Annotated in this window: 10 protein-coding genes; 2 read left to right on the top strand and 8 right to left on the bottom strand. The window is 62.0% G+C overall.

Features of this window, described 5'->3' with window-relative positions; translation table 11 throughout:
* Positions 1 to 5: 5 nt before the first annotated feature.
* The 8 genes from OKW43_RS39520 to OKW43_RS39555 all read right to left on the bottom strand — a co-directional run bounded on the left by OKW43_RS39520 (position 6) and on the right by OKW43_RS39555 (position 24031).
* Positions 6 to 4001, bottom strand: a complete 3996-nt coding sequence (locus tag OKW43_RS39520) for a DUF3683 domain-containing protein (RefSeq protein WP_429454113.1) — start codon at positions 3999 to 4001, stop codon at positions 6 to 8.
* 97 nt (positions 4002 to 4098) lie between these two features.
* Entirely contained in the window at positions 4099 to 4314 is a 216-nt protein-coding gene (locus OKW43_RS39525) for a hypothetical protein (protein ID WP_429454115.1), read from the bottom strand.
* A 13-nt stretch (positions 4315 to 4327) separates the two neighbouring features.
* Complete coding sequence (locus OKW43_RS39530) at positions 4328 to 8752, bottom strand: thioester reductase domain-containing protein (protein WP_429454117.1); 4425 nt, start codon at positions 8750 to 8752, stop codon at positions 4328 to 4330.
* 101 nt (positions 8753 to 8853) lie between these two features.
* Positions 8854 to 13662 carry a condensation domain-containing protein gene (locus OKW43_RS39535; protein WP_429454119.1) on the bottom strand — a complete coding sequence of 1603 codons (4809 nt, stop codon included), beginning with the start codon at positions 13660 to 13662 and terminating at the stop codon, positions 8854 to 8856.
* On the bottom strand, positions 13659 to 19316 hold the full coding sequence (locus OKW43_RS39540; protein WP_429454121.1) for a type I polyketide synthase: 5658 nt from the start codon (positions 19314 to 19316) through the stop codon (positions 13659 to 13661). Before OKW43_RS39540 ends, OKW43_RS39535 begins: the two co-directional genes overlap by 4 nt.
* A 40-nt stretch (positions 19317 to 19356) precedes the next feature.
* On the bottom strand, positions 19357 to 21615 hold the full coding sequence (locus OKW43_RS39545) for an AMP-binding protein (RefSeq protein ID WP_429454123.1): 2259 nt from the start codon (positions 21613 to 21615) through the stop codon (positions 19357 to 19359).
* A 97-nt stretch (positions 21616 to 21712) separates the two neighbouring features.
* Positions 21713 to 23245 carry an AMP-binding protein gene (locus tag OKW43_RS39550; RefSeq protein ID WP_429454125.1) on the bottom strand — a complete coding sequence of 511 codons (1533 nt, stop codon included), beginning with the start codon at positions 23243 to 23245 and terminating at the stop codon, positions 21713 to 21715.
* Between the two features lie 21 nt (positions 23246 to 23266).
* Positions 23267 to 24031, bottom strand: a complete 765-nt coding sequence (locus tag OKW43_RS39555) for a TenA family transcriptional regulator (RefSeq protein WP_429454127.1) — start codon at positions 24029 to 24031, stop codon at positions 23267 to 23269.
* A 162-nt stretch (positions 24032 to 24193) separates the two neighbouring features.
* On the opposite strand from OKW43_RS39555, the gene OKW43_RS39560 reads away from it, so the two are divergent.
* The gene (locus OKW43_RS39560) at positions 24194 to 24460 is read left to right on the top strand and encodes an acyl carrier protein (RefSeq protein ID WP_429291233.1); all 267 of its coding nucleotides are present in this window, start codon (positions 24194 to 24196) and stop codon (positions 24458 to 24460) included.
* 7 nt (positions 24461 to 24467) lie between these two features.
* Positions 24468 to 26369: an alpha/beta fold hydrolase gene (locus tag OKW43_RS39565; RefSeq protein ID WP_429454129.1), complete on the top strand. Its 1902-nt coding sequence runs from the start codon at positions 24468 to 24470 to the stop codon at positions 26367 to 26369.
* The last annotated feature ends 72 nt before the right edge of the window (positions 26370 to 26441 follow it).

Here is a 26441-nt window from a genome sequence, read left to right on the forward strand (position 1 = left end):
CCGACCTACATATGGACACGCTCAATACCACCTCGAGTAGCCTGGTTGATGTAGTTTGCGAGCCAGTCCTCCCCCAGAATTTTCCTTGCCATCTCCACAACGATATACTCGGAGGCAGCGTCTATGTCTTCCGAGTAGCGTGAAAGACCTTGAAGACACGCAGGGCAAGTGGTCAGGACCTTCACGTTGCCATCAAATTTCGCTGCACGAAAACGCTCAATGCCTGTCTTCAGTTCCTCTTCCTTCTGAAAGCGCACCTGAGTCGAGATGTCGGGACGCGTCACCGCAAGCGTGCCCGATTCGCCGCAGCAGCGATCGTTCTTCTCGATCTTGTAGCCGTCCTTCTCCGAACCCATCAGCTGGTTGACGAGCTTGACCGGGTCCATCGTCTTGATCGGCGAATGGCACGGGTCGTGGTACATGTAGCGCACGCCGTTCACGCCATCGAGCTTGATGCCCTTCTCGAGCAGATACTCGTGAATGTCGATGATCCGGCAGCCCGGGAAGATCTTTTCGAATTCGTAACCGGCGAGCTGGTCGTAGCACGTGCCGCACGACACCACCACCGTCTTGATGTCGAGGTAGTTCAGCGTATTGGCGACGCGGTGGAACAGCACGCGGTTGTCGGTGACGATCTGCTCGGCTTTGTCGTACTGGCCCGAGCCGCGCTGCGGATAGCCACAGCACAGGTAGCCCGGCGGCAGCACGGTCTGCACGCCCGCCTCCCACAGCATTGCCTGGGTCGCGAGACCAACCTGCGAGAACAGCCGCTCGGAGCCGCAGCCCGGGAAGTAGAACACCGCTTCGGTGTCGGCGGTGGTCGTCTTCGGATTGCGGATGATCGGGACGATCTTGTTGTCCTCGATATCGAGCAACGCGCGCGCGGTCTTCTTCGGCAGGTTGCCCGGCATCTTCTTGTTCATGAAGTGGATCACCTGCTGCGTGATCACCGGCTTGCCGACCGTGGCGGGCGGATGCGCGGTCTGCTTCTTCGCGAACTTCTTCAACACCTCGTTGCCCAGACGCTGCGCCTTGTAGCCGACGCCCATCATCGCGGTGCGCGCGAGGTTGATGGTCTGCGGATTCGTCGCGTTCAGGAAGAACATGCCCGCCGCGTTGCCCGGGTTGAACTTCTTCTTGCCCATTTTGCGCAGCAGGTTGCGCATGTTCATCGACACGTCGCCGAAGTCGATCTTCACCGGGCACGGTGTCACGCACTTGTGGCACACGGTGCAGTGATCGGCGACGTCGTTGAATTCGTCCCAGTGCTTGATCGACACGCCGCGGCGCGTCTGCTCTTCGTACAGGAACGCCTCGACCAGCAAGGACGTAGCGAGAATCTTGTTGCGCGGGCTGTACAGCAGGTTCGCGCGCGGCACGTGCGTCGCGCAGACGGGCTTGCACTTGCCGCAGCGCAGGCAGTCCTTGATCGACTCGGAAATCGCGCCGATATCGGACTGCTGCATGATCAGCGATTCGTAGCCCATCAGGCCGAAGCTCGGCGTGTACGCGTTGCGCAGGTCCGCGCCTTCGAGCAGCTTGCCCGCGTTGAAGCGGCCATGCGGATCGACGCGCTGCTTGTACTTGCGGAATTCGCCGATCTCGTCGTCGGTCAGGAATTCGAGCTTCGTGATGCCGATGCCGTGCTCGCCGGAGATCACGCCGTCGAGCGAACGCGCGAGCTTCATGATGCGCGCGACCGCCGTGTGCGCGTCCTGCAGCATCTCGTAGTTGTCGGAGTTGACCGGCAGGTTCGTGTGGACGTTGCCGTCGCCCGCGTGCATCTGCAGCGCGACGAACACGCGGCCACGCAGCACCTGCTTGTGGATCGCCTGGGCTTCGTCGAGGATCGGCTTGAACTCGCCGCCGTTGAAAATCTGCCGCAATTCGGCGCGGATTTCCTGCTTCCACGACACGCGGATCGTGCGGTCCTGCGCGAGGTGGAACACGGTTGCGTCGGGTTGCGCGTCGACCCGGTCGGCGAACCGCTCGGCGAGCGATTCATAGCCGAGACCAACCAGATAGTACTGCGCCTCGCGCAGCGACAGGTCGAGCTTGTCGCGCACGAATTCCCAGCGGGTGCGCACCCGCGCGAGCAGATCGAGCGCCTGCTGCACGCGGTCTTCGAGCAGCTCGGCGCTCGGGATTTCGTTCGCGTCGTCGCTCTTGCCCGCATTGATCAATTCGGGCAGCTTGCCGCCCTTGAAGAACGCTTCGAGCGCGTCGACCAGTTGCAGCTTGTTCTTCAGCGACAGCTCGATGTTGATGCGCTCGATGCCGTCCGTGTACTCGCCCATGCGGTCGAGCGGAATCACGACGTCTTCGTTGATCTTGAACGCGTTGGTGTGCTTGGCGATCGCGGCCGTGCGGCTGCGGTCGAGCCAGAAGCGCTTGCGGGCCTCGGCGCTGACGGCGACGAAACCTTCGCCGCTCTTGCCGTTGGCCATGCGCACGACTTCCGACGTGGCCTGCGCGACCGCGTCCGCATCGCTACCGACGATATCGCCGATCAGCACCATCTTCGGGAACGCGTTGCGTTTGCTCTTCGTCGCATAGCCGACCGCGCGCAGATAGCGCTCGTCCAGATGCTCGAGACCCGCGAGAATCGCGCCGCCCTGGCGCGACGTCTCGAACAGGTAGTCCTTGATTTCGACGATGCTCGGAATCGCCTCGCGCGCCTGGCCGAAAAACTCGAGACAGACGGTGCGCGTATGCGCGGGCATCTTGTGCAGCACCCAGCGCGCCGACGTGATGAGCCCGTCGCAGCCTTCCTTCTGCACGCCTGGCAGACCGGCCAGGAATTTGTCGGTGACGTCCTTGCCGAGGCCTTCCTTGCGGAACACACGGCCCTTGATGTCCAGCGCTTCGGTGCGCAGCAGCTTCTCGCCCGGCGCGTAGTTGCCGTCGAACCACTTGAGCTCGAAACGCGCGACTTCGATGTCGTGGATCTTGCCCATGTTGTGCGCGAGACGCGTGACTTCGAGCCAGTTTCCTTCCGGGTCGACCATCCGCCACCACGCGAGGTTGTCGAGCGCCGTGCCCCACAGCACCGCCTTCTTGCCGCCCGCGTTCATCGCGACGTTGCCGCCGACGCAGGACGCGTCGAGCGAGGTCGGGTCGACCGCGAACACGAAGCCGGCCTGCTCGGCCGCCTCGGTCACGCGCCGCGTGACGACGCCCGCGCCCGAGAAGATCGTCGCCACCTTGCGATCGACGCCCGGCAGTTGGGTCATTTCGACAGGGCCGAGCTGTTCGAGCTTTTCGGTGTTGATGACGGCCGAGAACGGCGTGAGCGGCACCGCGCCGCCCGTATAGCCCGTGCCGCCCCCGCGCGGAATCACGGTCAGGCCAAGTTCGAAGCAGGCCTTGATCATGCCGGCGATCTCGGCTTCGGAATCCGGCGTCAGCACGACGAACGGGTATTCGACGCGCCAGTCGGTCGCGTCGGTCACGTGTGAGACGCGCGACAGGCCGTCGAACTTGATGTTGTCCTTCTGCGTGACCTTGCCGAGCACGCGCGTCGCGCGGCGGCGCAGGTCGTAGGTCTGCTGGAATTCGCTGGCGAACTCGTCGATCGCGCGGCGCGCGGCCTGCACCAGCTTTTCGACCCGCGCGGCGCGCTCGACGCCAGCTTCGTCGCCGTGTTCGCGCAGATCGGCGCGACGGCGCTTCTCGATTTCGGGGAGGCGGTGATTGAGCGCCTCGATCAGCAGCGCGCGGCGCTTCGGATTGTCGAGCAGGTCGTCCTGCAGATACGGATTGCGGCGTACGACCCAGATATCGCCGAGCAGCAAGTGGAGAAGTCGCAGCGATTGTCGGAACTTCGGGTCGGCGCGCAGGCCTAAAAGCGCGTCCCATGCCGCCTCATTCAAAAGACGAACAACGATCTCACGATCAGAGAAAGATGTGTAGTTGTATGGAATGTCTCGAAATCTTACGTTCGCTTCAACAGCAATGTGGGTATCAGCGCGTAGGAGTGCCGTGGGCAAATGGGCGTTCATTGAAATCAACCAATATCTGTTCCGGTTGTGCGTTGCTTGTCCTCTGCGCCGTGTCCAAACGACGGGAGCGCCTCGCTTCAGGTCAGGTCAGGTCAGGTCAGGTCATAAACATCGTACGAAGGAGGTCCAGCGCGGATCTGAGCATCACGATCGTCTCGCCGCCGATGAAAGGCGGTGTGACGATCGCCGTCGCACCAAGGAAGATGCGGCCGACCAGCGGCAGATTGAGCTTCTTCGAGGGATATAGACTGCAGCGGGTGGTAGAAGCAGCGATGACCTGTTCAAATTTTCTTCGATTCGAAATTTCACCCACGCAAACTAGATCACTAATTCCCGACCACGTCGTGAGGCAGCGTGTTACCGCATGATGCTGGCGCTCGCCGGCCGCTGGCCGGACGCGCAAGATAGCCCGTGTTGTAGAAGTAGTCGAAATACACGCGCAACCATTCGTTGGCCGGCCTTACCCCTTCGCTGATAACATCGCCTGCGAGCAGATTGAGATGATCGATCGCGATCGGAAGCTGGCGACCGACTGACGGGTCGACCACAGGGTTCAATTTCTTGAGCACCGGAATCAACATCGCCAACGGATGGGTCTGGTCGTGCCGAACGTGAGCGGTGAGCGCGTCTAGCCAGCCTTCGTAGTCCATGCGTTGAATGGCGTACCCCTCGGATTCGATGAAATCGACCAGCGCGTCCATGGAATTCCATTGTGGGTTAATCACATGCACGGCCTTGCCGGACGCAGTCGGCTGTAGCGATGCCTTGACGATGATGCGGCTGACGAGATCGACGGGAAGCATGTTGTCGAAGCCTGTGTCACGCGGCGCTTTGCCGAATAGCACGATGCCTTTGATGAGACGGCAAAAGAGATCGTCAACGTTCATCCTTCCAGTTCCGGAATGACCGACAATGCGTGACGGACGATAAATCGTGACAGGCAGGCCTCGTTGGGCGGCAATCGACAGGGTTTGCTCAGCAACCCACTTGCTTTGTTCGTAGCCGCTCATCAGCCTGTCGTGCAAACCAACCGCAAGGGTCTCGGGAATCGTTTCGGCGAATCGGTCGAGTGTGCCGACAGTCGACACGTAGTGCACCGGCTTGGTCCTGTGCAGGCTCGCGAGGCGCAGGACGTCCCGTGTGGCCACAACGTTGACCTGTTTGAGATTACTGTATGGGTAGACAAAATTGACAAGCGCGCCGTTGTGATAGACTGCGTCGATATCGCGCGCCAGAGCCGAAAATGCCTGCTCTGACATGCCGAGGCGCGCCAGGCCCAGGTCGCCCGGCACCGCAACGATGCGCGCCGCCTGATTTTCATCCCACAGACCATGTTCCTTGAGCGCGTCGACGAGCCTCCGGAATCCTGACGCTTCGTCAGTCGCACGCACCAGGCAATGTACGCTTGCTTGCGTACTTTTCAGCAATTCTGCGAGGAGATGAACGCCGAGGAAACCTGTTGCGCCTGTGAGCAGAACCTGTTGGTAGGCGCGAGGACGATATTCGTTCGCGGGAACGATGTCATCTTCCAGGATCGCATCTGCGGGCAAGTCGAGCTGCGCTCGACCTTCGCCGTCACTTCCGCTCGAAATCGCCTCGGCAAGACCGGCGATCGTGGGGCGTCCAAGCAGCGTTTCCATGTCGACTTTGCACCTCAACTTCTCCTCGATCTGGTACAACATCACCGTGGCCTGCAACGAATCGCCGCCGAGATCGAAGTAGCTGTCGTGAATGCCGATTCGATCGCAATTCAGCAGCGCGGACCAGATTTCGTGTATTGCGGATTCGACGGCATCGCGCGGCGCCAGATCAGCCCCCTTGCGCAGCGGTGCCACATCGCCGTGCAACAGGGACAGGCGATCCACACCGCACTCATTGCGCGGCAACTTGCTGAGCTCCACGCACGCCGAGGCGTGAATCCCGCACGACTCGCTTGCCTCGCATATCCGCTCAGCGTATTCCCCGGTCGGTTCGTCGTCGCGCCCGCTATAGTAAACTGCGCACTCCCAATCGCCAGCATCTGACACACGCTCGACGATGGCCACTTCGGATACAGCAGCGCGGGTGGCGAGTTCACTTTCCCGCTCCACCCAAGCTTCAGTCAAGGTGTCGAGCGTGGCCTCGGCGTTCGGGAGTTCGGTATGACACGCGGCCTCGGTCATCCATGCGCGCAGTCCGGTGCGCAATTGAACCCCCTCTCGTGTCGATATCCATGCATCGAGATCCGGCTTTCCGTTGCTCAGCAGCATATCGGGAACCGTCCAACCCGAAATGACCAGATGGCCTCGCGCATCCACCCCGGCAGGATGCAGATGCCTGTCAAGCACGCCAATGACGGTGCCGATAGCTGACCAACCGACATCGGTCGGCGCCGGGCTGTTGGCGTCTGCCGGATCGTTCATCGTCATCATCGAATGGGCAAGGGACTGCGCTGGCCAGCGCAATTCGCGCATCACTCGGGCCCCTGGCGCTATTGCCTCAAGACGTCGAGCGTCGCGCTGGGTGAGTCCACAGGCGTCCGTGATCCAGTAATCGGTGTCGATCGTCCTGCTTGCGAGCGTTGCCGCAGCTCGGCCAATGCGTCGCGTATGCGTCGAAAGCAACACGATGCTATGCCAATGCATGTCCGGTGACGCCAACATGGGCAGGAACATTTCTTCCTCAGGACACGCTACATGATGCAGGGAGAGGCCTGCGCACAAGCCCGCCAGCGCTGTCCATATCGTCGAGTGGGCGAGAGGCGAGCAGCATAGCGCCATGTCGAGCGCTGAATTCGCGGGATACGTTCGAGAAAACGATTCGGCCGCGCGGACCAGCTGCGATTGATGGTAGCGAAGCAGCTTCCATGCGCCCAACTCACTTCTGCCCAGCAACGAGCACGCTCCTCGTGCAAAGTCGGCCACGCTGGGCATCGCCAAGTCACCGGCGCGTTCGCCGCCATCGCCATCCACCGGATCACGCTCAACGAACACGTCGCATTGCATACCTGGGATCGACACGGAACTCGCGGTGCTGACGCAGCCACGCAGCTGTTCCGGGCCGCACGCCTTTTTTGCCGAACTCGTCAGCGTATCGACGCTCAGTTCTGGGTCAGGCAGTACGCAGTCGACACCATATGCAAGACCGGACAACAGTATCACGAGGCCTGCCACCGGCTCTTTGCACAGCACGAGCACCCGATCACCGGGCAGGTATCCCAATCTGTGCCATTGCCATATGGCCCGCACGATCCGGGAACGCAGCATCGAGTAACTGAGACTGGCCGACAGCGTCAGTGTGGAACTGCCCGTGCACTTGATTGCTGACGCCGAGAACGCCAGCCGGTCGGGCGTGACGTCGGCGTGGCGGGCGATCATCGCAAGCAGCGAGTCCGCTCGAGCGGGAAGCTCTGCGCTTTTATGAAAGCTCGACACGCACGCGGCTTGCAGATGCAGATCGCCTACGCGATATCCTTCAGCAAGCAGCATTCTTTCAACGAGCGCGCGGTACTGATCAGCCATGCGCGAGATGGCTGAGCCGTCGAAGCGTGCCGTATCATAGGTCAGCTGGAATGTCAGCGGCTCCTGCGGCAGGACGATCAGCGCGAGTGGATAGTTTGTTTCCTCGACGGCATGCAATTCCTCGATCGCCAGTCCGCAGTCGGTCGCCACCGCGCCGAAGGTTTCCTGACCGGGATAGTTCTCGAAGACGTACAACGATTCGAACAGCGCGCGTTGACGTGGCAGCGCGTTGCATTGCAGCACGTCCGTGAGCGAGCTATAGGCGAAGCGCTCGGCCTGTTGCGTAGTCGACTGAATGCGGTGCAGCCATTCCATCGTGTCGAGCTCTCCATCAAGCCGTACGCGCGCCGGTAATGTGTTGATGAACAACCCGGCGATTGCATTGACGGCATCGATCTCTGAAGAACGCCCCGACATCACCATGCCATAGACTACATCGTCGCTATCACAATAGCGTCCGAGCAGCGCGGACCACGCTCCCTGGCATAGGGTATTCATCGTTAGCTTGTTGTCCCGGCACAGCTTTGTCGCTGCTGTGGTCCACTCTGACGACATTGCGCGGGACACGGTCGCGAGGCGTCGCCGCCCGTCGCTCAACTGCCTCAAAGCTGGCGCCATCGACGCACAAAAGCTCAACGGGGTGCGAAACCCCTTCAACGTTTCCTGCCAGTATTTGCGAGCCTGTGCAGTGTCCTGCACACGGTGCCACGCCACGTAGTGCCGGAAGTCCGTCGAAGGAGCCGGCAGCAAGTTGTCCGGCCGCGCGTAGAACTGGAACACCTCGTTGAGCAGGATCGGCATCGACCAACCATCAAGAATTGCGTGATGGTAAGTCCAGAGAAAACGGAATGTGTCCCGTCCCAGCGCCGCAAGGGTTAACCGCATCAGCGGCGCCACGCTCCAGTCGAATCCCCTTGCCCGATCTTCGGCTAACAGGATATCGAAGCATCGCTGTTGATCGGCGACGTCGAAGCCACTCCAGTCCAGCGTCTCGAACGGCAAGACGACATTCTTTCTCACCACCTGCATGGGCCTTTCTTCATGCAGGCGAATGAACAGCGTCTTGAGGACATCATGACGATGGACGACGGTCTCCCACGCATGCCTGAAGCGCTCGATATCGAACGATCCTTTGAGTACACACGAGAACTGCTCCACATATACGCCCGATTCCGGATCCATGCGCGAATGGTGCAGCATGCCGCGTTGCAGCGGCGTGAGGTAATAGATAGTGTCGACGTTTTTGCTCATCTCGGCTTCCTGCCTCGGTTTCGTGCGTTTAGCGTGCGGGCGGTGCAACGCGCCGTGACGCGTGGCACCTGGCGACCGGGATTGCCCGCCACAAGCCATTGTTAGCGCTCAAGCGCTTCGATCTCGTCCAGCAGTTCGTCGAGCCCATCCTGGTCGACGTCGATTTGCGGAACGTCGGACGGTGTCAGCCCACCCGCGCCTTCGGTGCAGCAATGTCGAATCAGCATCGTCAGTGCATCGTTGACCCGGCCCATCAGACAGCCGATGCTCTCGTCGACGCCAGGCATGCCGTGGAAGCTCGATTCGATCGTGAGCCGGCCGTCCGCGATGTAGGCGCATACGTCCAGCAGATGCGTACGGCGTTGCCGCGGGCTACGGATGCCAAGTGCCGGCTTGAGCGCCTCACCATAAAACGTCGGCGACCCGACCATCTGGTCTAGTTGACCGAGATACGTAAACAGTACCGGCGAGTTCGGCAGCGAAGCCAGCGACGGTCGGTCCAGATCGTGAGACTCACGTAGAGGCGCGTCAAGATATCGCAGAACACCGAAGCTGGCCCCTTTGTGTGGGATTTGCCGCAGCCGCTCCTTGACCTGCTTGATCAGGCGACCGGGATCGTCAGATGCCGACGCTTCAATAAGAACCGGGTAAATCGATGTGAACCAGCCGATGCTCCGGCTCAGATCGACGACATCGGCAAGCGCGTCGCGGCCATGGCCTTCCAGATCGACAAGCAACGCGTCGCTGCTGCTCCACGAGCGGAAACCCGCATGTAACGCCGCGATCAGCAGATCGTTGGCGTCCGTTCCGTATGCCTGATGGGCGATGGTGCGAAACGCTTCCGTCAGTTCAGCGTCGAGCGTGGTGGTACAGCTTCCCGAAGATTCGTTGTAGGTATGGTGCACGATAGGTGCGAGGCCATGCCGCATCAGCGCGACCTTGGTTTGGTCCAGCAGCGCGCCATGCACGTGGGCCGAGAAGCTCTGCCAGTAGCTGCGATCGTCGTCCAGTGCATCGCTTTGGTTGAGCGCGGTCCACTGCTCGACCCATGCCTTGGCCGAACTGGTCTTCAGCGGCAACTTCACCGCTGACTGCTCACGCAATTGCATGTAAATGTCACCGATGTCCTGCAGCAGGATGTTCCACGACACGCCGTCGATGACGAGGTGATGCACGACAATCAGGAGCCGGCTCGCGCTCGGCGTCGTACTTTCGAGCCAGCGCACGCTCAAGAGTCGGCCGCGTTCGATATCGAGTGCCACCTGGGCGCTGGCAATCGCCTGCTTCCAGGTTTTCGCGCAGGGCAGGCCTTCGTTCGTCGTACATGAGACGACGGCCCAGTCGGGCTCGCACGCTTGGTCATCGTCCGGGGTGAATACCTGACGCCATCCGTCTGCGCGCTCTTCGAAGCGTGAGCGCAGGACGTCATGATGGCGCGACACGAGGCGCAGCGTTTCCCGCATGAGGGCCAGGTCCGGCGCCTCGCGCAGACTGACGAGAAGTGCCTGATTGAAGTGCGAGCGATCTACCTTGACTTGATCGAAGAACCATTGCGACGCGGGACCTGGCACGGCCTCGCCCGTGACCGCCCCCTGCTCCACCTGGATGCCGGGAACCGCGCTCACCGCGCCCGCGAGGCCGACGATCGTCGGGTGTTCAAAGATATCCTTCGGCTTCAGATACATGCCCTCGAGCGTGGACTTGGAGACGATGACGGCCGCAAGTATCGAATCTCCACCGAGCGCAAAAAAGTCGTCATCGATGCCCACCGATGTTTTCCCTAGCACTTCGCACCAGATAGCCGCGAGCTTTTGCTCAATGTCGCTGATTGCGGCGCGGCTTGCCGCCGAAGAGCGTTGCGGCAACGGCAGGCGGCCGGCGTCGAGTGCACCGGCGCGATTGAGCGGCAGGTGCTCCAGCATCATGAAAGCCTCCGGATGCATGTAGTCCGGAAATCTCTGCTTTAGGCTTTTCCGTAGTGCACTTTCGAGCTGAGCGGGCGATTCGCCAGCCTCCGGCAGCAGGTAGGCGGCGAAAACGGCCGTCCCGTCCGATTCGATCATGTGACAGACCGCTGTTTGCACGCCCGGACGAGATGCGATGAAGCGCTCCACGGGGCCGATGGCAAACGGCGCCAAACGGTGCGTCACGACGCGCGATGACGGATCGAGGCATACCATGCAGCCGGACCGCTTCGTGATCATTACGGGCGTGGCGACAATCTCGCCGTCGATCAGCGCGCGCGCCAGCTCGTCGTCGGAGCCGGGGCTGCGCTGTACCTCGGCCGCCTGATCGGCTTGCGAGCCCGTTATGTGGTCTGCCGGCTGCGCTCGAGCCCCCGCACGGCGTACCAGATGGAGCCGTCCGGCTTGTCGCTCGTCGGCGAGACGCATGAACTGACCGAGCACGATTGGAAAATGATAGGAGCCCTGCAACGGTGCCAGGTGCCAATCGCCGCGCGACGGGCTGAACGCGACGGGTCCCGTCCACGCATCGGAACAGCGCAATGGCATGAAATACAGCGCCCACGGTGTCGAATGGACGCGCGCCAACTGTTCGAGTGTGTGTGGATGATCGCCGTACGCGATCAGTGCGTTCACACTCTCGAGATCGGTTGGTGCGACCGGCAGCAATAGAGCCGGTAACAGCAACGCTGAGATACGCTCGCTCGCAATCAACTCGCGAAGACCCGCCAGGGCCTGTTCGGATTGCGCGCCGATGTCACCGACAAGCTGGCCGATCGAGACGCGTTCGGACAGGCGGACCCACCCGCCTTCGAGCACGGCCTTCGCCATGATCGATAGCGCGAGTTGCCGGTCCGTTCCTTGAAGAACCAGTGCGCGACAGTTTTCGTCAAGCTGAAGCAGCTGGCCGAACCCATCGATGAACCCTTTGATCCGCTCGGCCCCATGGCCGCAATGCGCTCCTGCGGGTGGGTCCATCGCCGTTCCCTTGAGTACGACGATCTCACGCGGATTCCAGTCCGACCAGGCTTCGCTCGCACCGCGGCAGATCGCGTCAACGGACACGTGCGGTTCATTCGAATGATTGGCGTCGTGAGCCCGCTCGTCCGGCAGCAGACAAGATGCGCCGACCTCGAGCACGGCGAGCAACATGGCGGCCAGCTCGGCGATGCTGCGCAGCTGAAGCGAGACAGTGTTGCCCGCGCCGATTCCGAGCGCCTTCAATCGGGATCGCACCACATCAACTGCTTCAGCCAATTCTGCATAGCCGATCGCACGACCGTCGAACTGCCAAGCCGTCCGGTGGGCATCCCTCGATGCATCCGGGAAGAGCGATACGCGCCGCAACGACGACTGTCCGGCGTTGACACCCCTATCCGCGATCCACCCATACGCTTCGTCGTGAGCCGTCTGGGCCGCCATCCGGTATTCGATTGTCAGCCGGTCGGGGTGGGCCAGGACTTGATCCACAAGACGAGCATACTGGGTCGCGAAACGCTCGATCGTCGCATCGTCGAACAAATCGGTGTTGAACGTCCATGCGGCGACATACTCGACACCCATGTCCTGCATGTTCAGCGTCAGGTCGTGCGTTGCGCCGCGCGTGCCTGTGCTCGACGCGGCCAGTAATTCCCGATAGAACGCCGACTGAGGCGGCCGATCGGTATTCGCTTCGCTACGCGCCTGGTTCCAGTTGTACATCACCTGATAGACCGGAGACCGGCTCGGATCGCGCGGCGGCCGCAATGTCTCGACCAGCAGTGGAAACGGATAATCCTGATGATCCAGGACGCGCAGCATCATCTCGCGCGTGCGCTTCACCAGAGCGCCGAACGGCTCATTGTCACGAACTTCGCAGGCGAGCACCACCGTGTTGACGAAGTGTCCGAGCACGCTTTCGCTGCCGGGAACGCTGCGCCCCGCCGTTGGTGTGCCGATCATCAGCCTCGACTGCCCCGTATGCAGAAACAGGAACAGTTGATAGACGGCGAGCAGCAGCATGTACGGTGTGACACGCAGGCTCCGCGCGGCTTCCTTGACGCCTCTCGATAGGTCCATGCCGAGCGCAACACTATGTACCCGGCCATTCTCGGTTTTCAGCGACGGCCGGATGCGGTCAGTCGCGAGATTCAGCACCGGCAACTCGCCTTGCAACTCGCGTCGCCAGAACTCGGCGAGCGCCACACCGTCACCGCTCTGCAGCCGCTCTGCCTCGTGCTGTACACAGTCCTTGTATTGCAGTGTCAGGCGTGGCAATTTCAGCGGCTGTTCCGATTCTGGCTGTGCAATGGCCATCTGGTACAACGCGTGCAGTTCACGGATCAGAATTTCGAGCGACCAGAAATCTGCCGCGATGTGGTGCACGTTAAGCAGCAGCACACGTCCGATTGTTTGCTCGGTCGTTTCGCTACGCTCGTTGACCAGCAACTTCATGCGGATCGGCGACTGTGTGAGGTCGAACGGCCGGTTCGCCTCCTGGTCGATCCAGCGCCGGATCGCGGCATCGTCGGCATCAAAGACACGGTCGATGGTGAACCGCGTGCTGGACTCGGCGCTGACCTGCTGGCGTGGCTGCACGTCCATCACGCGATAGACGGTGCGCAGGATCGGATGCCGGGCGATCAGATAGTCGATGCAGCGATGCAGCGTCGGCAGATCGACCGAGTCGTCAAGTCGGGTTGCATACGTCACGTTATAGGCAGCACTGTCCGGATTGAGCTGGTGCAGCGACCACAACGACTTCTGCGCATATGAGAGCGGATAGCTGCCCGCCGTTCCGGCGAACTGTTCGAGCAGAGCGATCAGCGTCGCCTTGTGTTGCTTGAGCTCGGCAAGCAGTTCCGGCGTTACAGCATCCTTCGGCGCCTTGTATTGCAGCTTGCCATCCTGCGTCCAAAGCTGGATGCCTCGTCCGGCGAGTTCGTTGATGTAGTCGATCGAACTCATAGTTCGCCACCCTCCATTTCCACGCCGAATGTGGCTTCGCTGGATACGACGTCGAGTTGGTTGGCCGAACGCGGCTCTGTCTGCACCGCCGTGGGCGCAGGCGCGCCGCGACCCATGGTGTCGACGATCGTGCTGACGACCTCGTTGAGCGTGGCGCCTTCCAGAAGCCGCCCGAACGGAATATCGATGCCCAGTTCGTCGCGCAACGCGTTACGGAATTCCGCAGCCATCAGCGAGTCGAGCCCGAGTTCGATCAGCGCTACGCTCGGGCTGACGCGCTCGGGCGCAATCTGCAACGTTGCCGCGATCTCGCCGACCAGATGATCGCGCAGGGCCGTTTCACGTTCGCCGTCTGACAGAGCAGCGAGCCGTTGTCCGAGACTCGACGCGCTACCGGCGGTTCCGGCCGGGACGTTCGCCGGGCCATCCGTGATTTCCTTCAGCAGCGTTCGCAGCGAACCGCTGGCGCTGCGCTTGAGCAACGTATCGACATCGACGTTCCAGATCTGGCTATGACCCTGGCGCTCGGCCATCAACGCGTCGAGGTCGTGCAGCGCCGCGTCAGGGTCGAGCACCTTGAGGCCGTAGGTCTCGATTCGCCTCAGCTGCTGTGCGTCGAGCTGTTCGGCCATGCCCTTGCCACCCCACAGCCCCCAGTTCATCACATGGCCTGACAGACCCTCTTCGTTACGCCCGAGGCTGAGCGCATCGAGATACGCGTTGGCTGCCGCGTAGGCGCACTGCCCCGGCGATCCGATGCACGACACGATCGACGAGAACGACACGAAGTGATTCACGGCAAGATGGGCAGTGGCGCGATGCAGGTTCAACGTGCCGGCGATTTTCGGCGTCAGCACCTTCATCACCGACGACATCGGTTGCGTGAGCAGCAGCCCGTCTTCCAGCGTGCCGGCCGCGTGCAGGATACCTTTGAGTGGACGGGCCGCATCCGCTTCGATGGACTTGATCAGCTCGTCCACCTCCGCAGCCGATGCGATATCGGCGGCCACGAACTCGAGCATCGAGTCATGCGCAAGGGCAAGTTGGGTCAGCCTGCCGCGTTCCGCCTCCGCAGGCAGTTGCCGGCTCACCGACACGATCTTCGGCATCCCCTTTGCGATCAGCCACTCGATCAGCCGGGTGCCGATCGCGCCGCGCCCCCCCGTGACGAGATACGCACCGCGTGCGAGCGGCTTCGCCGCGGGCACGTTACGCCGCACGAGGCGCGGTACATACATCGCATGGCCGCGCATCGCAAACTGCATTTCGCCGGTCCGGACCGACTCGCCGATTGCCACCAGCAATGCCTCGCAAGAGGCCGCGTCCGGCCCGTGCAGATCGGCCGCAAGCACGCGGATATCGCCACTTTCGTGCATCAGGCTGCGCGCGACGCCCCAGGCAGCGGCCTGGGCTGGATCGACGAGCCGGTCGTGGTCCGGAATGCACTGGGCCGACTGTGTGACGATGCACACCATCAACCGGCGACCTGACCAGTCGGTCGCCTGCACGGCGCGCCAGAAGTTCGCGAACCGGCGATACGCGTCGGCGACGTGCCTCAACTCCCCTTCGCTTGACGTCGCATCGCCCGCCGATGGAGCGTGCGGCCAGACATACAGGATCTGAACGGAATCGGACGCAGCTGCACGCGACGCGACTGCTGAAAACGCCTTGCGAAAGCGCCGCACGCACTCGTCGTCGCCATCGGGCGGATCTGCGAACTGCCGCACAATAGGGCAATCCCTGCCGACCGCACTCAACCGAGCTGCGATCTGGTCGCCCGGCGCCGCATCGCCCGTTACCAGCACATAACTGGACTGCGCAGGCAGTGCGCTGCCGGTCTCGATTGGTAGCGCACGCCAGGCAAGGCTGTAAAGGTTCGCGTGTGAACGCGCCGCAGCGAATTTTCGTGAATCGACGGCCAGCAGTTGCAGATGTGCGATCGACGCAACGCATTGCCCTGCATCGTCATAAACCCACAGATTTGCGCTCACCAGATGCTGGCGCGACTTGACGCGCACTGCGCACCATACCGCACGCGTGTCGGGGATGGGCTGACAAGCAAGGTGATTGATGCCGACCGGCACGTACGTCATTTTGAGCCCCGCGTCCCAAAGCGCGGCGGCCACTGTCTGGAAGCAGTTGTCGAGCACGGCGGGATGGATCGATCGCGCCGCGACGCACGTGTGCGCCGGATCGATCTCAATGCGGGTCAGCGCCGCATCGTCCGAGCGCCAGATGCGGCGGATCGATCGGAACGCGCCGTCATACGCGAGCCCCGTTCCACGCAGCCGCTCGTAGAACAGGTCGACGGGCAGCTCCTGCGTGCAACCGTCCCGGCACGCCGTGAGTGTCGGGGTGTCGGCGTCGCCATGGGTGCAATCCGCCGTCTCAGGCAGCCACGCCGAACAATGATTGACCCATTGCGGCGCCGGCTCTGAATCGTCAGCGTTTCGTGAGTAGATTTCCAGGTGCGCGCGCGCCGCCTTCACGTTGCCTTTTGCGCTTTCTGCTGCGTGCACGACCGTGCCGAGCAGAAACGGCCGCTGACGATCGAGCACAAGCGGATGGTCGAACGACAGCTCCTGCACGTGCAACCACGGCGCACGAGACCCGTCCGCGGTATCGGCAGACGACTTGCCACGCTGCGCCGCATCCAGCACAACCTCGATGAACCCCGCAGCGGGAAACACGAGCCCTCCGTGCACTGCATGGCCTTCGAGAAAGGGCAGCTCGCTGACGCAGAGGCGGTTCTCGTAACGCCGTCCGTCGAGCGCTGGCAGCATCAATTGCTGACCGAGCAGGCTGTTGTGTGCTGGCGCAGCCGCGGCGAGAGCGCTACTCAACGGCCGCGCGCGCTCCACCGCCTGACGCGCGCCGATCCAGTAATGGCCCCGCTCGAGCGGATATGGCGGCAACAGGACTCGGCGCGCGGTGCGATGCTGCGCACGCGAGCGTTCGAAGGCGTCCCAATCGACGCGACGTCCCGCTGCGTACACGTCGGCCAGCGTTTTGAGCAACTGCTCGCATTCATTCTCCGGATCGCCGAAGCTATGCAGCGCGCTAATTGCGCGCCCTCCCCCCTGCACGGCACAACATGCCTTGACGAGGCTCGTGAGCGTCTTACCCGATCCGATCTCGATGAATGTCCGTATGCCGTCGGCCGACAGCGTACCCACGCCCTGGCGGAAATTCACCGCGGCACGCACGTGCCGGACCCAGTACGCCGGATCGCAAAACCGCTCTGCCTCGAAGATGCCCGAGACGTTTGACACGAGACGGATGCGCGGCGGCTGATATCGGACCGACGCCGTGACTTCGCCGAACGCATCGAGCATCGGTTCCATCAGTGGCGAGTGAAACGCGCGTGACACACTGAGCGCGCGTGTCGAGATGCCCTCGCGCTCGAGCTGTCGCGCCAGTTCGTCGATATCATCGGCATCGCCCGACACGACAACATTGCTGGGTCCGTTGTCCGCAGCCAGCTCGACGCGTCCACGGTATGCGCTCAGGTAGCCAGCCAGGTTCGCAGCCGGCGTCAGCACGGCCAACATCTTGCCGGGAGGCGTCATCGTCTCCATCAGCTGCCCACGCGCCACGACCAGCCGGCATGCGTCCGAGAGAGAGAACACGCCCGCGAGGCAAGCGGCCGCATACTCGCCGATGCTATGTCCCATCAGCACGTCCGGCACGATGCCCCAATGCATCCACAGGCGCGCCAGCGCCATCTCGATTGCGAACATCGCCGGTTGCGTGTAGCGGGTTTCGTGAATCAGCGTCTGTTTGTCGCCCCACAGCACATCGATCAGCGAGTGTTCGCCGAGTGCCTCGAAGTGGCCGTCGCACTCGTCGAGTGCTTCGCGAAAGAGCGGAAACGTCTGATAGAGCTGCCGCGCCATGCCCGCGTGCTGCGCACCCTGCCCCGTAAACAGAAAGGCAAGCTTGCCCGGCTCGTTTGCCCGAGGAGACCGTTCGGCACGACACGCGTGTTCGGTCTGCGTCAACGCCTCGATAAGTTGCTCGCGGGTACCTGCGACGAGCGCGATGCGATGTCTTTGGGTGTCGCGTCCGACCCGCAGCGAATGCGCGAAGTCGTGTGGCCGAATGGACGGATTCGTGCGCAGTTGCGCTGCGCAGTCGGCCAGCGAGCGAGCGAGCGTCGACGGCGTGTGTGCCGAGAAAGGAAAGATTTCGGGACGCGCGGGTAGCGATGGCACGAGCGCGGGGTCATCCGCAGTGTGCGCGTCGGCCCCGTCTGCACGGTCATCCTGCCACGATTCGATGATCAGGTGAGCGTTGGTGCCGCTCATGCCGAACGAGCTGATCCCCGCGACGCGCTTGCCTGGCCGGTTCGACGGCCACGCCATGTGCTGCGTGACAACCTTGATGCCATTGCTTTGCCAGTCGACGTGCGGCGTCGGTGTGTCCAGGTGCAGATGTTTCGGTATTTCGGCCTTCTCGAGCGAACAGATAACCTTCATCAAGCCCGACACCGACGCGGCCGCTTCGAGGTGCCCCATGTTCGTCTTGACGCTGCCGACGTACAGGTCCTGATTGCGCTGCACGTCGCGGCAATAGACGTCATGCAACGCGCGCAGTTCGATCGGATCGCCGAGCTGCGTACCCGTTCCGTGCGCCTCGACGTAGTCGACCTCCTCCGGCGCGACGCCCGCGCGGGTCAACGCGTCGCGGATCACTTCGCGCTGCGCGCGGCCATTCGGCGCGGTCATGCCGTTGCTCCTGCCGTCATGATTCACCGACGAACCGCGAATCACCGCGCGAATCGGGCGCTTCTGCGCACGCGCGTCCGCCAGGCGCATCAGCGCGATCACGCCGCAACCCTCGCCGCGCACATAGCCGTTGGCCGACGCGTCGAAGGTCTTGCACCGGCCATCCGGCGACAGCGCCTGAAGCTCGCACAACGCGATCGTCATCTCGGGCGACAGCATCAGATTGACGCCGCCCGCCAGCGCGACATCGGATTCGCGGTTACGCAGGCTCTGGCAGGCCAGATGCACGGTCACGAGCGACGACGAACACGCGGTATCGAGTTGCAGCGTTGGCCCATGAAAGCCGAACAGGTATGAAATGCGGCCTGCCGCGAAGGGGCGAGCGGTGCCGAGCGACGTCTGCGCATAGCTGAGATCGGCGCCAGGCACCAGTTCGCTAATGCGCGCATAGTCGTCAAGCGACGATCCGACGAACACGCCTGTCCGGCAAGCGCCGATGCCTTCCCGGGTGAATCCCGCATCCTCGATCGCGCGCCACGAGCACTCGAGCAGCAAGCGTTGCTGAGGATCGACATGGTGAGCTTCGCGGCCCGACAGGCCAAAGAACTCCGGATCGAATCGGTCGACCTCGTCGATGAAGGCGCCGTGCAGGCTGTAGCTGGTATTGCGTCGTCCAGGGCGCGGATCGTAGATCGCGTCGGTCCAGCGCTCGGCGGGCACCTCGATGACCGCGTCCGTGCCGGCGGCAAGCATCGCCCACAGCTGGTCAGCCGAATTGGCGCCGCCGGGAAGACGGCAGCCCATGCCAACCACCGCAATCGGCTCACTCGCCACCAGGCGGGCGTTGTTCAGTTCGCGCCGCAAGGCTTCGATCTTCAGCAAGGCTTGCTTGACGGGTGTCAGTTTTGCGGAGGTAGGCTCGTTCATCATCGCACTCTCAAGAATCGCTTTTCGACTTGCGCCGCGTCTAGCGTTGCAGTTCCTTCATCAGCAACGCCTCGGCCTCGGCGTCCGACAGTTCCATCAACTGTTCAGCCATTCGCGGCGCGGCATCCTCGTTGGCGGCCGTGGAGCTCGCTGGTGCGCCGTCGTTCCGCTCGGGCTTCACCGCCGCTACCGCGTTGCGCGCCGCGATCAGGCTGCCGGCGCCCTGCATGGAGGCGAGGTGCGCCGCCAGTAGTTCGATGTTTGAGCAATCCCATAGCACCGCAGCGTCGAAAGTAAGACCCGTCAGGTGCTGCACGTTCATTGCGAATTGCAACGCGCTCATCGAATCGAATCCCATTTCGACCCATGGTGTCGTGCGCGACACCTGCTGTTCACCGATCTTCAGGTGCTCGGCGACAATGCGCGCAATGCGCGTCGCCAGGTCCCGCCGCAGAACCTGCGCGGCCGATGTGACCTCGTCGTGGCCGGTCTGCGACAGACTCGGGACTTGCTGTTCGCCGATCTCATACTCGCCTTCCCTCCAGCTCGCGACCGCGCGCAACTCGCCTTGCAGGTACGCCCGGCGGCATAGTGCACGCGCGATCTTCCCGCTTGATGTCTTCTCGATGGTGCCGGGTTCAACCAGCACCACGGCGTGCGGGGTAATGCCGAAGTCCTCACCCACCGCCACGATCATGCTTCGCAATGTCGTCGGCACGTCCATGGTACGGCGCTGCGTGCGTCCGACCTCCTGCACGATGACCAGCTTCTCCTCCCCATCCACCGGTACCGACACAGCGGCACCGCACCCGCGACGCAACGCCGGCACGGCGTCTTGCACGCAGTCTTCGACATCTTGCGGATAGAGGTTGCGGCCCCGGATGATCAGCATGTCCTTTACGCGGCCGGTGACAAAAAGTTCGCCGTCGACGATAGCGCCCAGGTCACCCGTGCGCATGAACGGCAGGCCCTCGGCCGTATCTCCCGCGAGCCTCGCGCCAAAGGTGTCTTTGGTCTCCTCCGGATTGCCGTAATAGCCGATGCCGATGCCGCGGCCGCGTGCCCAGACCTCGCCGACCTGATATTGATCTGACACCGCGTTGCCTGCGGCATTCACAATGCGTATCTCTGTGCCAGGTCCCGTCGTCCCGCAGGACACCAGACTCTTGATGTCCGCGTTGCCCGGCTGCGCACGTTGAATGACGCCCGCTGACAGCTGCGTGTTGTCGACTTCGAGATACCGAACGCCCTCGTCGCACCTCGCGCCAGTGATGAGCAGTGTGGCTTCGGCCATGCCGTAACACGGATAAAATGCCTTTGATGCGAAGCGATGCGGCGTCGCCGCTTCGAGAAATGCCGTGACGGTATTGCGGTTGATCGGTTCCGCGCCGCAGAAGGCGACCTTCCACGTGGAAAGATCGAGTGGCGACTGGTCGTCTTCCTGCTGCAATGCCGAGCCAGCAAGCTGATAGGCGAAATTCGGACCGCCCGACGTGTTCACGCGATGAGCGGCAATCGCGCGCATCCAGCGCGCCGGCTGCTGGATGAACGCAACCGGCGACATCAGGACCATACTGGTGCCGATCGATGCGAGGTGCAACACCATCGAAAGGCCCATGTCGTGATAGAGCGGTAGCCATGACAGAACGCGCGACTGACTGGTGTGACCCATGAGGCCTGCAATCACGCACTGGTTGTCGACGATGTTCGCATGGGTGATCATGACGCCCTTTGGCGTGCCCGTCGAACCGGACGTGTATTGCAGGAACGCGAGATCGTTGTGCGACGGCGGTCTTAGTGGGAGATGTGTCGCAGATGCGCCGGCCGTCCACAGCCCCTCGTAGGTATCGAACGCACAATGGCCGAACAGGCCCTCCTTCTCGCGCAGCGTCAACAGCGTTTCAATCGAACTCTGTGGCGCCACAATCAGCGTCGCGCCACAGTTTTCAGCGATGGCTTGCAATTTCTTCCACTGCGCGATTTTGCGGGGTTGCTGTGGCTGGTATGCCGGCACCGCCACCATCCCCGCCGCGAGACAACCATAGAAAGTGCATACAAACTCGATACCGGTGGGCAACAGGAGGAGAACACGCGCGCCGGTGGCAAGGCGGCTGCGCAAACCGGATGCCACGCGTAACATACCGGCATGCAGTTCGCTGAACGTGCTTTCGCTTTCGATCGCCTCTCCGTCGCGCAGGATCGTCAATGCAATGCGATCCGGTTCACGCTCGCTCCATGCGGTGAGTGTCTCGATGATGGACGCAGGTCTGTGTGTGGTCGGAAACGGATTTGAGGTCATGGGCGGTCTCTCTAATGATGGCGGGCAGGTTTCGCGGCGCGCGACGCGACACGTTCACCGCGCTGCGTCGACGGTGCGGCTTATTCCTGCCGGGTTTTCATCCCGGCGGCAGAAAGGCCTTGGCGATAGCCCTCCGGTTGAGCTTCAGATTGCTGGTCCGCAAGCCATTCTCGACACTGAACTCGCTGCCCGTGAACACGATGTGCGTCAGTTGCCGCTGCGCCGGCAACTTCTCATTGACCGTTGCGACATGCACGCGCAATGCATGCGTCACCTCTGGATCGTCATGTCGTCGGGTTGAGATGACGACGCACAAGCCGGCGCGCCGGCCCGCCATGACGACCGCGACCTCGACGCGCGGATCTTGATGGAGCATCGTCTCGATCGGCTCTGGATGAAACTTCTCGCCATTACTGGTGACGATCGCGTCCTTCTTGCGGCCGATCACACGCAGGAAACCGTCGTCGTCGAACTCGCCGATATCACCCGTGGCCACCGCATTCGGCCCGATGAAAGTGGAGCGTGCGTCCTCTTCCGACGACTCGAAATAGCCCAACGACAACAACGCCTTTCGCGTGACGATCACTTCCCCCTCTCCGGACAACGACACACTGCCTGCTTCGGCCGGCTTGCCCACGGTCCCAACCCGCACGCAGCCAGGCTTGTTCCAGGCAACCATGCCTGCCTCGGTAATGCCGAACGCCTCAAACAGCGGGATCCCGCACTCCCAAAAGAAGTCCAGCGCCGCGCGCTTGATGGGCGCCATGCCGGTGATCATGTAACGCATGTTGCCGCCCGTCAGTTCCTTGAGACGCTGCGAAAGCGCCCCGCCACGGCCCGCGGCATCATCGCCTTTCTGCGTGCCGACGCTGGCACGCGCGAGATTCTGCAGTGTCTCGTACAGGACCGGTGGCGCGATCACGAAGGTGGGCCGCTGCAGTTTCAGACCGGCAAACAGCAACTGGAACGGTACGGCAACGAAGTCGACGCCGTGGTAGAGGCAGTAGTAATAGATCATCCGCTGCTGATAGTTCGCAAACGGCAGGAACGTGAGGAAGCGATCGCCAGGCTCGAAGCCGAACGCATCGAAATAGAGGTTGAGCAGGTTCTCAGTGCCGAGCCGGCTGACGATCAGCCCTTTGTTCTTCCCCGTCGTGCCCGAGCTGAAAACCATCGAATGCGTATCCGGCGCATGCTGAACGACGACAGGCAACACTTGCTGCTGCGAATAGCCAGCCTGTGTATCGGGTGCCACATTGATGCCGACCAAGCGCTCATGCGGCGGCGCGTCCGGAGACAGCCAGGCAGGCTCGACGACCATGACAGTGAGCTGATACTGATCGATCGACGCCGCGCATGGGTTATGGAGCCTGTCGTTCGGCAGCGCTACCGACACGCACTCCAACGCGATACACGCGAGATCCCAGACCATCCACAGATAAGCGCTCGGCGCCGCGATGCCGACGCGGCACCCCGGGATGAGTCCAAGCCCCTTCCCACGTTCGATGGTGGCGAGTACGTCGATGAACAACTCGTGAAATGTCTTGACCGTCTGGTCACCTTTGTCGTCGACGAAGGTCAAGGTGTTCGGCTTGTCGCGAAGACTACCGATGATTTCGTCAAGCCTCATGGCATACGCTCCTCACGAATATCAAGCGTCGACCTGCAAGTCCTCAGGCTTGGCGTCGGCGTCGCTCGCGTAGTATTTCTGGGCAGCGCTCTCATACATGTTCCAGAACAGACGGCACGTGTGACGGACCGCGACGAGCGCTTCTTCCTGCATCTTCGGCGTCGTGCACAGCTCCGACACAAGATGGATGCCCTCGGCGACATGCCCGATGTCTTCTTTCTGGTGAACCGAGAAAAAGCGCGTGTCCTGCTCCGTCAAGCCGTAGCATTTCGCGAGAATCGTATGGCGGGCGTCGCCTGCACGGGTTTCGAGACTCTGGCCCTCGCTGGCGATCATCACTGCCGCCGCGCCGATATGGTACGTATCTTCACCCTTGCAGTTCTGCAGCCGATATTCGATCAGTTCGCGAGTAGCCGCTGACGGCGTCCATGCATCGCGCTCTTCATCGCTGATGCCTTGCGCGCGGATGAAATCCTCCATCAGTTCGACGTGATTTTTCGTCTTGGAGAAGCGCCCCGTCTCTTCTTCGAACAGGTTGTACAGCAAGCGCCGTTTGTGGTTCGGAAACGGACAGCGGAAATACAGGTTCTCGATGTATTCGAGGAAATATTTCGTGATCTGATAGCCCTCGAGCGTGATGATCTTCAACAGCTTCCAGTTTCGTTGCGGTGTAAATAGCTTCTTGAAAATCGGATGGTCGAGCGTGAGTTGCTCTTCGAGCGTCGCACGCAGCGCACCCGCAAACGCATCCTGGTTCATCGCAACGGCTTCAGCAGCTAGTGTCATGATCGTTCCCCGTCGGTTGGTTATCCAGACTGTAAATGCCAACCGTCGACGCCGAAACCTGTCCGTTCGGACGGTCTCCCGACTACCTGTACGGCAGATCAGGTTTTCATCGTCGGTTCCAGAGGCTATAAAGCAGAAAGCCTGTTACAACTGGAGTAGCACATGGAAGATCACGTCAATGTGTTCGATGCGCTTGCCGGGTTGATCCCGCAGATCGCCGCGATTGAGATAGCCGAGGCGTCGCTGACACGCGACACGACGCTGACCGGAGATCTGATGCTCGATTCCATTTCATTGTTGTCGCTAATGGCGTTGACGGAAGAACGCTTCGGAATCAGCTTCGCCGAACACACGGAGGAAGTGGCGGATCTGGCGACGGTCGGCGACGCGGTCGATCTTGTCGAGACGCTTCTTGCAGTCAAAGTCTGAGGGGCACATGGCGACCGACACGGCAGATAATCGCGGGCGTTCGCTCGAGCACCATTTCGCACGTCATTGCGAACGCCTGATGAGCAGTGCGAGCGCGGCGGAGGAAAGCGAGTGGATTGTTTTCCTGACGAGGCGTGACGTCAGCGCGTTGCATGGGGCCGCCGGCACCGGGGGCGCGATATCGCCCTCGACGGCGCGCTTCTCGGAGCTCGCCGCGATGCTCGTGCAAGGCCACGCAGGACGTCTGCGGCTCGTCATCGATGATCCCCGGCTCTCCGAGCCGGCGGAGCTCGATAGCTTTTTGCAAACGCTCACCGTAGCGTTCGGTCTGGAGCCTAGCGCCATTTCCAACGTACCTGTAATCGTACTGGCGAATGCCGTAGCCGATTGCGAAGCCGAAGATACCGTCGGCGGCCGCTCCCGCACGCCGCTCGAAGCACTGAGCGACGGCGTCGCCGAGTCGATCTTTGAAGTCCGCCGCCGTGTCGACGGTTACTTTGAGCACGAGCCGCTCGTACTGCCGGCCAATGACATCGGCAGAGTGGAACTCGTGACGGCCGAATCCGTCGCTGCATGGCTCGCGTCCGATGATGCATCGACGCGTGCCCCCGGCATTCACGTGCTTCGCGGGGAATCGCTGTTCAGCTGGCGCGAATTCGCGGAGACGGTCGCGCGCGCCGCTGGCATTCCTGTGCGCGAGGCCGACAGTGTGTCTCGAACCAACGCAGTCCAGACGCTCATCGAGCAATCCCTGCGTCATGTCGGTGCATGGCTCGGCCTTCCCGACGATGCGCAACTGGCACGAGGGGATGACAGGGCAATTGACGTGCATCGTCTTTCGTCGAGCACACTAGACTGGCGCAGTCTCGTGACGGAACGCGTGACGGCGCGCCTTGCCTCGCACCGCCAGAGAACCGCGCCACGCTTTAGCAGCCTCGCCAGCTTTCAGCGCAGATCCACCCGCGCAGGCGATACCTATCTGCGCGCCGGCAACGATGGGCCGGCGCTTTTGCTGGTCAACGCGTTCGGCCTGTCTCACGACGTCTGGCATGACTTCGCCGACGCGTTGATCGATCGCTTCAACGTGTTTACCATCGATGACGAGCCGGGACGCGAAGAATCATCTCTGACGCGGACCTACTACGCGGCTCCCGATGCGTTACCACGCTTCATCCGCGCTGTCGCCGACATGCTCGCTGAAGAAGGCTACACGACCTGTCACGTGGCGAGCTGGTGTGGGGGCGCGAAGTACGCGATCGAGCTGGCTCGCACGCTGCCAGACTCGATTGCGTCGCTGAGTCTGTTCGCTCCGTCGTTTGCAGGTGCTGAAGGCTATGCCGGGTCGGACTCGATATACGAGACCAATCTTCACACGATGTGCAAGCTAGTCGACCGGATGCCTCAGGCGGCACAGAGCATGGCAAAGTCGATGATCACGCTACTCGACAAGCAGGAAAAACGCACGAGCAACCAGAGCGGCGATACGAATGCGTCCGTTTTCGAGCTCGCCGATCATGCAACCCGTCATTGGCTGCACGCGCCATTTCTTTCTGCTTCAAACATGGTCGAGTACAGCCGGCAATTGCTGAACTTTCGCGCACATCGAATCGAAGGGCTTCGCAAAGGTGAGCTGCGCGATCTGCCCGTCATGCTGGTAACTGGGCAGAACGACACGATGACCTGCTCGACACGGGCTCGCGCGATTTGCTTGGACCTGTGCCGGCCACTGCACTTCGAACTGCGTCATGCGAGCCACCATCTGATCCATCAGAATGCCGAGTTGCTTGCGCGGCTGATGAAGGCGTTCGCCGTTGACGGCGCATCGACGGCGTCGCCCCACCCGCGCCTGTCTCCCGTTCCAGCGGAGCAATTGGAGCAGGACGGGTCGGTCGTGCTCGGCGAGATCTAACGTGGCTGGACATTCTTCACACTGTCCTAACGGACAGCTACACGCAGTTTCCACATCTCAATAGAGTGACTA

It is taken from the genome of Paraburkholderia sp. WC7.3g (assembly GCF_050436345.1).
Lineage (GTDB): Bacteria > Pseudomonadota > Gammaproteobacteria > Burkholderiales > Burkholderiaceae > Paraburkholderia > Paraburkholderia podalyriae.